A 14191-nucleotide genomic window follows, 5' to 3' on the forward strand; every position below is an offset into this window, starting at 1 on the left:
AATTGATTTAAAAGGATTTAGATTAGGATATAATTATAGGAAGATAAATGACTAAGAGATGGGGGATATCTTATGGGTAAAAATAATCCTTTACGGAGCATGACTCCCAAAAATAAGAATTATAAATTATACAAAGCAAAGAAACAGTGGATTACTGCCTGTGCTACTTTTATGCTGGCTTTTGGGGCAACTGCGGTAGTAAATGCCAATGTCCAAGCAGATACGACTACCCCAGCAACAACTCAAGTAAGTGGCAGTAATGCAACTGAATCGGCGCAACTGAAAAGTTCAGCGGCTGAGAGTGCTCAAAATACTGATGAAACGAAGAGAAATGTTGTAGATAATACTACCGACACTTCTAAAACCGGTGAACAAAAGACTACAACTGCTCAGGATACTGAAAATTCAAGTTCCGCTTTTTCTGCAAATAAAACTAATAGTGAAGAAGAAAATAAAAATGCTTTTCTTGCTCTCAATGTAAATACTGTTGACGCCCCTGCCAATGAAGCACTTCAAGAAAATAAGATTACTGCAACAGCTACTACTAACGGTGGCTATGATTCTGCAACTTGGGGGACATTAGATACTTCTAAGTGGACGGGGCAGAGTACGACATTTAATGGAACTGACTACTACCAATTAACTGGCTATACTGGTGATACAACCCATATTATTGTGCCTAATGAAGCTGACTTTGCGGCAGCTGGCACATCAACTAATGGCCTGCAAGTAGCAATTTCTAACAATTTACTGAATCAATGGAAGAATGCCACTACAATTGCTTTTAGCAAGACTGATGATAAGAAAGTTAAGCTTGCAAGTACTAACTTAAACAATACATTCCAAAAGAACACTACTTTGACTGATTTAGATGCCAATAGTTTAGACACCAGTAGCGTTATTTCGATGCAAAATACTTTTAACAGTGCTTCTAAGCTAACCTCTTTGACTGGAATCAGTGATTGGGATGTTTCAAATGTTACAGATATGTCTGCCTTGTTCCAAAATGCAACTAGCTTGACTAGCTTAACTGGTTTGGAAAATTGGGATGTCCAAAAGGTTACGAACATGACTCGGATATTTAACAATGTCAGTAAAGTTTCGGATCTTTCGCCTCTTAGCAATTGGAAGACTGACAGTTTACAAAAACTCAACACTGCATTTGCTAATAATAGTTTTACGACCTTACAAGGTCTAGAAAATTGGAATGTAAGCCATGTAACTGACATGGGTGTCATTTTTATGAGTGATGCTAATCTGACAGACATTAGTGCCTTAGCTAATTGGGATACTAGCAATGTAACTGATTTGAATCGGGCATTTAATATTAACCAATCACTAACTAGTCTTCATGGTTTGGAAAACTGGAATACCAGTAAGGTAACTAATCTTTACGCAACTTTTGCCAATGAAGGATCATTGGTTGATGCAAGTGCGATTGCTAACTGGAACACGAGCAATGCTACCAATATGTCAGTTTTGTTTGCTGGTTCAAGTGCTCAGTATGTTGATTTTTCTAATTGGGATTTTAGTAAGGTGACTAGTGCATCGAATGTCATAAATAATACTAAGTCAGTCGTTTATCTTGGTAATAACTCCACACTTACTGCTGATAAGTTAAACACTTTGGGTATTGCCAATGGTGGCTTTACTCAGCCAATCATTTTAGCTAGTGGTAATCTCTACACTCTTTTGTCTAATAAAAACAATAATACACATAATATTACTATTAATAATGCAAAGGGTGGGCAAAGTACAACCATTTCTGTACCCGTTGTTTATGATGCAGCTGGCGCAAGTAACATGACCGATGCCATTAATAGTTACAAAAACATGATTGATCAAAAGCTTGAGGATTATGTTACTGAACATAACTATGTACTAAAGAGAGTTTCAAGTGCCCCTGTTGATGATGTAACTGGTCACAATAATCATCTAGTTAACTATGCGGACGCTACATACCAAGTTGTTACTATTCCTACAGACCAAAAGAAAAATCTTCAGATTCAAGATAAGACTACCTATAAGGGGAAGACTTTAACAGCTAAAGATTTAGTTACTAATGTTGCTGATTTTCCATCAGGCACTACATTTGAATTTGTTGATAATAGTGAACCAAATTGGAATCAATTAGGAACCTATGATGTTAAAGTTATTGCAACTTATCCAGTTTCTGTGAATGGTCAGCAATATACTGCCATAACTACTCCAGCTACTGCTAAGGTAACGGTGACTGATCAAATGCAGTTTACCATTACTTACTGGGATAATACGGAAAAGAAGGAACTTGTTCAGTTTGATATTCAAAATCCCGATAATGGTGGATATAGCAATAATCTTAAGTTTCCAGTAGACGTCAATACAAGAAAATATAAATCTGTTAGTGTAACGGGGGTGCCGGACGGTGTCAGTTTTACCGCTAGCTATGGTAAACCTTTTACCGATCCAGATTGTGATTGGACAGTGCCAAATTATAAGTGGGATGCTACGGCAGCTCCTTCATTATATGGTGCTAACATTGTTATTCATTTAGCCCACAGAACCCAAGATGTAACTAACACTGATCCACAAGCACAAGCAACTCGAACTGTGACAGTAAATTATATTAAGACTAAGGTTAATGAAGATGGTACTTACACCGAGGCTGGTAATGCCTTTACTTCTGCGGTTTTAGATGTTTACTATACTCGTCAAGCTACAAAAGATTTGGTAACTGGAGATATTACTTATGGCCCATGGCAATGGAATACTAAGAAAGGTGATAGTAGTACACCTGGCTACCATGTGGTTTCTGGTACATGGACTAATTTACCGCAGAAGTGGGCGAATGTAACTGCAGATGTACCAACCTTAACGGGATATACAGCTTATACGGGGGGACCTGCTTCAAACACTAATAAAATTCCAGCTAATCAATTTGTTTTCCCTACTTGGAATGGTAGTGATGGTAGTACCAGTGATAATTCTAAAGGCTCAAGTGCTTATACGACTGCTGTATCTCTTTACGAAGCTCAGCCGGTGCATACTATCTTCTATGTTCCAAATAAAACTGAAGCTAGAACCATAACCGCTAAATTTGTGATTGCTGGTGGGGATAAGAATGGAGACTCATTTAGACCAGATGCACAAGTTCAAGTCTTTTATGCCCAAACTGGTACAATTGATCCTACAACCAATAAAGTTGTCTATAGCGGCAATTGGCAATGGGATCAAAATGAAGGGGACACAGCAAATCCAGGTTTTCATGTGATTTCTGGTTCATGGAATTTGCCAAAGAGTAATCAACCTTTTAGTGTAAATGTTCCAGATGCTGGCAACGACTATGTTGTGGTTACTATACAATTGCAGGGTATATATGCTACCAATACTTTTGCTTCTCCCAATTTTAATCCAGGAATAGTATTTACGAATGCAACGGATCCAACTTGGTATGTTCGTAACGATTTAACCACTTACTATGTCCCTAAATCGTTAACCGAAAAAACAATTAACCGCGTAATTAACGTCACACCACCAAATCAGCCGGGCCAACCGTCAGTTACCCAAACCATAACACAATCAGCTACGCTTACTAGACCTGTACGTGTAAATGCTGATGATAGTGGTGTAGTATTTGATGGCTTTACTGGAAGTGGCTGGACGACAGGTCAGTGGGGACAGTTCCGTAATATCCCAACTCCTAACAACTACACGAGAATCATCAAACAAGTTGTTACTAATCCTGATGGGACAACTACTGAAACAACGCTAAATCTTCCATTCCCTAAATGGATTCCAGCTCAGACTGTTAATGGTGATACGCCTGATACGGTGATCAATATAACTTATACCACAGTTGCAACAGCAACTTTGTCGGGCACTAATGAATCAACCTATACTGGCAATCCAATTACTCTTAATGACCTTAATAATGGTAATGGTCCTGGTGATGACCCAATCTATGCTACAGTTACAGGACCTACAGCTAATCTCTATAGCTTACAAGCTGGAGATGTTGAATTCTCATCTGATAATGGTCAAACTTGGTCGATTGCTTTGCCAACTAATGCTGGTACATATGAGTTACGTTGGACAGCTCAAGGTAAACAAAATATTATAAAAGCATATGGTAATAACAGTATTAAGTGGGTAGATGCTGATGGTAATTCAACGATTACTGGTACGGCTACTTATATTATTAGTCCTAAGCCAATTACTAGTGTTACTATTTCTGGTAATGACCAACGCAAGACTTACGATGGGCACGAAGCTAGCTTAGCGGTGGCCGATTTAACAATTAGCGGTAACGGTACTATTGCTAATACTCCACTATCGCTGACAGGACTTACAGCTAGTGACTTTGATTGGTATGATGCTAATGGGAATAAAATGGCAACATCGCCAATTAATGCAGGGACTTATGAAGCACGTTTGAATTCTTCTGCTTTGCAAACATTAAAAGCTGACAATCATAACTACAGTTTCGATAGTGTAAGCAGCACGATTAAGTATACGATTAATGCGGCTGAAAATACTGTCAGTGTAGACGGAACGCAAACTGAAACTTACACAGGCCAACCAATTAACGTTAACTACAATCCTAGTGGCAATAACAGTGTTCAGGTAAGTATTAGTAGTAAAGATGGTGCAACGGCTAGCTTAAGCAATGTCCAATTAGATTCTGGTGACTTCCAAATTGTTGATATCAGCGGAAATCCGATCACGGCAACGAATACTGGTGTTTACCACATTGTCTTGGCTGATGCCGGGGTTGCGAAGATTCAAAATGTAGTTGGTGGTAACTACAAGATTAGTCAAGGTACTAGCTTTGGGACTTTAGTCATCAACAAGGCTCAAGCATCCGCAGAATTCAGTGGTAATAATTCATCCACTTACACAGGAAGTGCTAATACCGATTACTTAAATGGTTTCTCAATTAAGTTGAATGAACCAAATAACCCAACTTATAACTTAGTTGCTGGCGATATTGAGTTCAATGTGAATGGTACTTGGACTACTAATGTTCCAATTAACGTTGGACAATATGAAGTTCGCTTGTCACAAGCCGGTTTGGACCATATCAAAGAGATTAATAGTGATAATATAACTTGGTCTGCAACACCTGTTAGCGGAATGGGTACCTATACCATTACGGCAGCGACTGCTAATGCTGAGCTTAGCGGGCACAATTCGATGAGTTACAATGGTAATTTCGTAACAACAGCTGATTTGTATACTGACGGTTCGACAATCAAGGTATCAATTAATGGTAATAATATTGTGAACTTACCAACCAGCTTTACTCTTGAAGATGGGGACTACACTTGGAATACGCAAGATGGTAACGCACCTGTTAATGCCGGTAAGTATACGCTGACTCTCTCTGCTGCTGGCCTTAAGAAGATCCAAGCGGCGATTGATACGGCTGTTGGTCAAGACAATGTCATCTTATCTAATGACAACACAGGCAGCGCTACTTTCCAAATTGAGCAAGCGGTCTCACCAAATGTTCAATTAACGGGGAACGAAAAGAGTGAATATAATGGTCAAGCAGTTAGCTTTGATCCAACTAATGAAGAAACTAAGAAGAACTTTGGCTTTAATAATGTTCAGGGCCTAACCATTCCCAACTTAACTGCCGATGACTTTGAATGGGTTGATCAAGATGGTAATCAAATTAGTGCTCCAACTAATGCGGGTTATTACTACTTACAATTAAATGAAAAGGGTAAATCAGCCTTTGCAACAGCTAACCCGAACTACACATTTGTTAAGGATGGAAATAGTACCATTTCAGGGCGCATCACTTACCAAATTTATCCTGCAAGTTTGATTATCGGCGTAACTGGAACGGCATCAGAAGTTTATAATGGTCAAGATGCAGCTATTACCCAAACACAGCTTGATAATGGTGATATTAAACTAGTGTGGGGTAACTCAACTGACGAACCAAGCGGATTAGAAAGTTTCACTTTGACCCCAGATGATCTCGAAGTAGTCGATAGCGACGGTAAGCCAGTCAGCCATGCTAATGCGCAAGAAAACGATAAAACAGGTAATCCAACTTATTATGTTCGTCTAACTAATTCTGCACTTAATAAGATTAAGGCCTTAACAGGTGCAAGTAATTATGACATTAGTTTAGGTGATACTACTGGTAATTTCTTAATCTATGCTCGCAAGGCTCAAGTTACTTTAAGCGGTAATCAAACGACCACTTACGGGACGGATTTAGATCTCGATCCAAGCGCCTACCACATTGAACTAACTAATTGGAATAGCAGTGTTTCTGTGCCAACTGATGCTGAAATTATTCAAGCAATTGGTGGGTTGAAGTCTGGGGATGTCTATATTAGTGGCTTTACTAATGGTCAAATGCCAGTCAATGTCGGCACTTATCAAGTTAAAATTGCTGATCAACTGCTAAAAAGACTCCAGTCAGCTTTTCCAGATTATGATTGGGACGCTGTTAGTGGGACTAATAGTCCTGGTAGAAGTGGTTCATCTGATTTGTATTCTGGTGATGGCAAGCATGAACCAGCTACTTATGTCATTACACCTGCTGATACTACCGTTACGATTAATGGCGCAGAACATATTAAATATGGTGAAAATTCGACGATTCAATATGGGGGCGAGAATGGCTACACTATAACCATTACTGCACCTGTTAAGAATGCGACAATTGATAATGAACATGAGCCAATCTATACCAATGTGAAGCTTGAAGCAGGCGATTTAGAGTTTGTAACTACTCCAGGTAATGTTGGCATTTATGAAGTAAGATTATCTCCTCAAGGGTTGAAGAAGTTCCAAGCTTTAACTGGCTCAACCAACTATAATTGGACGCAAGCTTCTGCAGCACGGGCCAACTTCTTTGTTGATCAAATGCCAGTAACGATTACTGTCGGTGGCAATGAGCAAAGTGTAACTTATGGTTCTAATGAGTGGTTAAGTGCTATTAAGAAGAACCTTCAAGGCTACACTCTAACTGTGATGACCGAAAATGATACTACATTAAATTACCAAGCTAAAGATGGCGACTTGATTTTTAGTCAAACACCAGGCAATGTTGGTAGTTACCAAGTTGTCTTATCATCTCAAGGCCTGGATAATATCAAGAGTGCATTGGGTACTAACTATGCATATCCACAAGCTGCGAGCGATGTAACTACTTATGGCACCTTTAACGTGAGCCAAGGCGAAGTCACGATCAGCTTAGACGGTAGTGATAGTAAGATCTATGACGGGAAAACTACTACGCCAAGTGATTTGAACACTGGTAAGTATAATTTGACTTATTCAGCCACTGTTTATGCCCCAGACGGCACGGCGCAAACAATTCAATTGACTACTGATGATTTACAGTTTGCTAATGGCGATCCTATTAACGCTGGTAGCTATACGGTCGAATTATCACCAGCTGGGCAAGCTAAGTTGAAGAACTTAACTGGCAACAATGGCGATAACTACAAGTGGACATTTAATACCACTGCAACTTACACGATTAATGCGGCCACCGATGCTAGTGCAAGCTTGTCAGGTTCTAACCAGAAGGTATTTGATGGCACAGTAGTCACAACCGCTGAAATCAACAATGGTGGTGACATTATTGTTAACTTGACCTTCCCTGATAGCACTGAAAATAGTATTTATCACTTACAAGATGGTGACTACACGTGGGCTAATGGCAATGCGCCAACCAATGCTGGTACTTATACTATTGAATTAACGTCAGCTGGCTTAGCTCATTTGCAAGCGGCAATTGATCAGTATGCTGGCAAAGGCAATGTAATAATTAGTGCTGATAATGTGACTGGCTCAGCAACCTTTAAAATCGTTCCTAAGCCGATTACTGATGTCACCATCTCTGGCAAGGGCCAAGAAAAGACTTACAATGGTCAAGAAGCTAGCTTAGATGTCAATGACTTATCGATTAGTGGTAACGACCTTGTTGCTAACACCCCATTATCAATGAAGGATATTACTGCTAGTGACTTTGATTGGTATGATACGGACGGGAATAAGCTTGATGCGGTTCCAACCGATGCTGGTACTTATGAAGCTCGTTTGAAGTCTTCTGCTTTGCAAACATTGCAAAAGGACAATCCTAACTACAGCTTTAATGCCGCAAGTGGCACGATCAAGTACACGATTAATCAAAAGGCCGCTACTGACACTTTAAGCGGTAATGATGAGAAAGTTTACAATGGTCAAGGTACTACCGCTAGCGATGTCCTTAACTCAATTACTTGGACGCCAAGTGGCTTAGTTGATGGCCAAAGCCTAGACCTTGCTGATTTGACCGAAGCTGACTATGCTTGGTACACCAAGAATGCGGATGGCACTTATACTGAGATGACTAGTTTGCCAACTGACACGGGCACTTACTACTTGAAACTTAAGGATAGTTCGATCGCTAAGATTCAGGCCGCCAACCCTAACTACAGTTTTGCTGCTGACGCAATTAGCGGTGAGTACACTTATGTGATCAAGCAAGCACCAGCAGGTGGGGTATTAACTGGCGCCAACTCACGTGCTTATAACGGTCAAGCTACAACTACGGCAGAAGTAAACAGCAATGGGCAGATTGAAGTATCTGTAAGTTTCCCTGGTGTTACTGATGCTAATAAGACTTATCTTCTTAAAGACGGGGACTACACTTGGAATACTCCGGATGGGAGCGCCCCAACTAATGTGGGAGAGTACACCATTACATTAACGGCTGATGGGATTTCTAATATCAAGAATTACATTATCAGTTTAGCTGGTCGCGGTCAAAATGACGTGCCAAATGTCGCCTTTGCTGACGATGCCTTTACGGGTAGTGCTATTTACACCATTAATAAGGCGGAAGCGACCGTTACCATTAGCGGCAAGGTCGAACAAACGTATAATGGTCAGGCGCTTAACGATGCGACGATCTATGGCCAAATTGTTTGGTCTGCTTATGACACAACTAATGACAAATCTTTCACTTTGACTCATGATATTTCGACGAGTGACTACTCTTGGTACACCAAGAATGGGGATCAGTATGTAAAATTTGCAGGTCAACCAGTTAATGCTGGAACTTACTACTTGATTTTGAACAAGGATTATACTGATAAATTGAATCAAGAAAATCCAAATTATGACTTTACTAGTGTTAATGGTGCCTTTACTTATGTAATTAACAAAGCAACGGTTACGCTTAATATTGCTGGTAGTCAAAGCACTGACTACAATGGCCAACCAGTCACGATCGATTACAGTAACTTCCCATTATCAATTACCACCAATAATGGCGTAACGGTCGACCTGCCAGCAGGTGTCAGCTTAGGGGCGGACGATGTAATAATCACTAATGCCGCCGGACAAGTAGTAGCACAACCAACTGCTATTGGTACTTATACGATTACCTTAACAGATAACGGTTTGAAGAAGTTTGCATCACAAACTGACAACTATGATTGGACAACTGCTGGTAGTGCTACTTTATCAATTACGAGAAATGCCAATGTTTCCGTAACCCTTTCTGGAAATGAAAAGGTTGTTTACACCGGTGCTGTTGCGGTGATTAATCCGGCTGACTTTAAGATCACGTTAGGTAACGGCTTAACTTATGAATTGCAAGCTGGTGATCTCCAGTTTGTTAATACTGCCGCGGGTGCTAATACCAATGTTGGTACTTATGAGGTGGAATTATCTGACCAAGGCCGCGCCAACATCGCTAAAGTTCAAGCTGATAATTATGGTTATGACTTTAGTAAGGCAGGACTAGGAACAGTAACTATTACTAAAGCTACGCCAAGTGCCGCCCTCAGCGGGGATGCTGAAAAGTCCTATGATGGCACGCCAATCAGTGGCTATACTCCAGTAGTTACGATTACCGCTCCGGGAAATAATTCCGTAAGCTTGACTGCCGGTGACTATGAATGGGTTAAGGATGGTCAAACTTATCCTACCGCCCCAAGTGATGCCGGTACCTACACTGTTCAATTGACGCAGAGTGGTATTGCTAAAGTTAAGGCTGTAAATGTCGCTAACTTGGACTGGTCAAATGTCCAGATTACTGGTAGTGGCAGCTACACTATTAATCAAGCTAACGCGTTGATCACTTTACCAGCTACTAGTACGCAAACGATTCCTTGGACTGGTGATCTGGCAACGATTGATCCTTCTAACTTTATTCCCGAAATCACTACTAATAATCCAAATGAAAAGACAATTGCTTTGCCAAGTACATTACAATTAACGGCAAGTGATTATGAGTTCCTGCAAGATGGAAAAGTGATTTCGACACCGAGTGAAGTTGGCACTTACCACGTTCGGTTAACCCAAGCTGGTTGGCAAAAAGTGCAAAATGCGATTGCTGGAAATAACAACTACACTTGGAATTACCAAGGTAAAGGTAATTATCATATTGAAAAGGCTACTGCAAGCATTACTCTTGATGGTTCAGCTTCATCAATTTACACCGCAAGCCCAGTAGTCATTCCAGCCACTAATGGTGTCGTTAACGGCATTAGCGTGAAGTTATCAAATGGCCAAACTTATGTCTTAAAACCTGAAGATCTTGAATTTATAAATGAGCAAGGCAATCAAATTCCTGCCCCAACTAATGCGGGCAGTTACAAGGTAAGATTAACTGAGGAAGCCTTAGATCAGATTCGAAATCTTGAAAGTAATCATTATGACTATACTTACAATAATGATGCGGTAGCCTTTACAATTGAAAAGGCTAGTGCTGATGTAACTACTTCAGGTTCATATGATGTGGTTTACAACGGCCAAACTCCTGAAATTAAGGTGGACAAGATTGCTAACGCTATTAATACTAACAATGGTGTAAATCTTACTGCCCCAACTTTATCTGCTGACGATTATGAATGGGTGGATAAAGATGGAAAAGTAATCGCTAACCCAGTAAATGTTGGTACTTACTACTTGAAGCTTAAGGATTCTAGCCAAAGTAAGATTGCCACTAACAATAATTACACTTGGAACTTCAATGGTTTAGCTAGTGTCACAATTAGTAAGGCGAATGCAACGATTGGCTTTAATGGTAGCCAAGAAACTCCTTATACAGGAAGTGTAGTAGCATTAGATCCTGATAAATTTGAAGTTAAGCTTTCTAATGGTCAAACTTACCAATTAACTGACAAAGACATTCAAGTTATCGGTAATCCAATAAATGTTGGTACTTACCAAGTTGAACTAAGCCAAGCTGGTATCGCTGCAATCAAGGCAGCTGATAGTAACTATAATTATAGTTATGACGGCAGTAAAGGATCATTAACAATTGTGCCAGCTAAGGCGACGGCAACGCTAAGTGGTTCTCAAACTACGCAAGACTTAGAAATTGATCCTAGTCACTACACGGTGGTGGTAAATGGTCAAACGATTACAGGGTTGACGGTAAGTGATTTTATCTTTAGTAAAGATGGTCATCCAGCTCAGTTAACTGAAGCTGGAACTTATGACGTTGAGCTTAGTGGGGATGCAATCAGTAAGATTCGTCAAGAAAATCCAAATTACAATATTGACTTCATTTCAACTGCGACATTTACTTTGGAAAATAGTAGCCAAACTATTAACTATGTTGATACTGATAACCAAATAATTAGTTCAACTAATATTAGCGGTCACCTTAAGGGAACTAAACTTCCATTTACTCCTGAAATTCCTGCTGGTTGGGTAGCAAGTGATCCAAGCAGTGTGCCAAGTGAAATTACTCTTGAAAATGGAATTACTACTATCAAGATTAAGCATGGCATAACCAATGTTGATCATACAAACCCAGTTCCAGACGGTGAAAAAACGGTAACCGGTGAAGTAATTGATGGCGCACATGAAAATGATTTGAACCAGACGATTACGAGAACGATTGTTGTAACGAAGCCAGATGGAACAAAGCAGACCATTACCCAAGAAGGTAAGATTTACCGTGACGCTACTTACGACAATGTCACAGGTGAAGTAACTTATGGTGAATGGTCAACAGCTAAATGGGATGCATACACGCCAGAAACAATTCCTGGGTATACGGTAAGTGAAAGCGTTGTGCCAGAGGCTGAAGTTAAGAACGGTCAACAAAATGAGACAGTCAACATCACTTACACTGCTAATGAACAAAGTGGGATTATTTCCTACCAAGACAAAGCAGGTAAGGAAATTGGGACAACACCACTTAGTGGAAAGACTGGCGAAACTATAACTATTACTCCAAAAGTACCAGCAGGTTGGCAATTAGTTCCAGCTCAAGGAATTCCAAAGACTGTTACTGCTACAGCGGAAGGAATTCCAACGATAATAGTTAAGGTTGAGCATAAGACGGTTGTTGTTACTCCAGAAACTCCTGCGCCTGACATTCCGACTGGTAAAGTTCCAGGTGATCCATCCAAGAATTACCCGATAATGGAACAACTAACGGTTACCCCAACAAGGACAATCAATGTGAAATACCCAAGTGGCAAGGAAGAGTCGATTCCACAAAAAGTTACATTTACCCGGACAGCGATCTTTGATGAAGTAACAGGGGAAATTAAGTACACTGAATGGCTTCCTCAAGGCACTGTGCAATGGGCTAGTTACCAACCTACGACTGTTACGGGCTATGTTCCTAGTCAAAAGATCGTTCCAGCAATGACGGTAAATCCTGAGACACCAAATGAAACGGTCGACATCACATACGATAAGATTCCGGAACCACAAGAAGGCCAAGAGATTATTAGTTACCAAGATGTCAATGGTCAAGTAATCCATACACAGACTGTTACTGGCGAAGAAAATAGTGATGTTTCTTTTAAGCCAGAAGTTCCGACCAATTGGCAACCAACTGCTGAACTTCCGCAGTCCGTGAAGATTACTGGTGGGACAACTGTGATCGTGATCGAGCCAGTTACTGCGCCAGTTCAAGAGCATAAGACGGTAACGCGGACAATCGTAGAGCACCTGCCAAGTGGTGACGAACAAACCATGCAAACAGTTGTCTTAATCGGAACTGGGACAAAGAACTTGGTCACTGGTGAAGTTACTGATGTTAAATGGAATCGTGGCAAATTTGCGGCCTTTACTCCTACGACCGTACCAGGGTACACGACAAATATGAGTATTGTTCCTGAGATGGATGTCACAGCAGCCAGTGGTGACAGTAATGTCGAAATTAACTACATTCCTAATGAGCAGACGGGGATGATTATTTACCGCGACGCAAATGGTAGTGATATCAGTCAAACTGTTCTTCAAGGTAAAACAGGTGCGACAGTGGAGGTCAACTTAACCATGCCAGCTGGTTGGCAACTTGTCCCTGGTCAATCAATTCCAGCAACGGTCATGGCTACTCCTGATGGGATTCCAGATATTGTCGTTTTGATCAAACATCAAACGATCATTGTAAAGCCAGGCGAAGACGCACCAACAGGAAAAGTTCCTGGTAATCCATCAACAACTTACGAGAAGATGGAATCCCTAACCAAAGAGGTAACACGAACTATTATCGTTAAGCTGCCGGATGGACAACGCCAGATAATTACACAAGCTGTTAATTTTACCCGGACGGCAACATTTGACGCAGTTACTGGTAAGGCAACTTATAGTGCTTGGCAAGTTGATGGCAGTAATGAATGGCCAGCATATACGGCACCAGAAATTAATGGTTATACCGCTAGTCAGGTCTCTATTCCAGCTGAAATGGTTATTCCTAGTGATGAAGATCGGAGTATTGAGATTGAATACACTAACAATAATCAACCAGCAGAACCTGATAAGCCAATCACGCCTGAGCAGCCAACGACCCCACCTAATCCTGATCAACCGGTAAGGCCAGTTCAACCGGCACAACCGATTGAACCATTAGTCCCAACAAATGATGGTAACAAGTTAGTGCCTGATGATCAGTTGCCAACTAAGCCGCTTGAACAAGAAAAGCGACAAATTTCGAATAAACATTTTGTTTCACATCAATTAGCTCAAACCCGAACAGAGGGAAAGACAAAAGCTAATGTTCTTCCCCAGACTGGTAATGATCAAAGTAGTAATTCTGTGTTAGGATTTACATTCGCTGCTCTTGCAGGTATCTTTGGTTTAACTGGTTTGAAGAAGAAAAAACGAGAAAAGTAATTAAAAATATATAAAGCTAAACAAGCTCTCCACTATTCCAAAGAATAATGGGGAGCTTGCTTATGTGGTGATAAAGCAATAAAGATAATAAATGATTTATTTATATAAT

The 14191-nt window shown here is 40.4% G+C and carries 1 protein-coding gene; it reads left to right on the forward strand.

Annotated elements, in window-relative coordinates; translation table 11 throughout:
• The first annotated feature begins 72 nt into the window (after positions 1 to 72).
• A complete protein-coding gene (locus LMB57_RS06950) occupies positions 73 to 14082 on the forward strand; it encodes an MBG domain-containing protein (protein ID WP_229271233.1) in 14010 nt (4669 codons plus the stop codon).
• Positions 14083 to 14191: the final 109 nt, after the last annotated feature.

The sequence above is a fragment of the Limosilactobacillus secundus genome (assembly GCF_020784695.1).
GTDB lineage: Bacteria > Bacillota > Bacilli > Lactobacillales > Lactobacillaceae > Limosilactobacillus > Limosilactobacillus reuteri_F.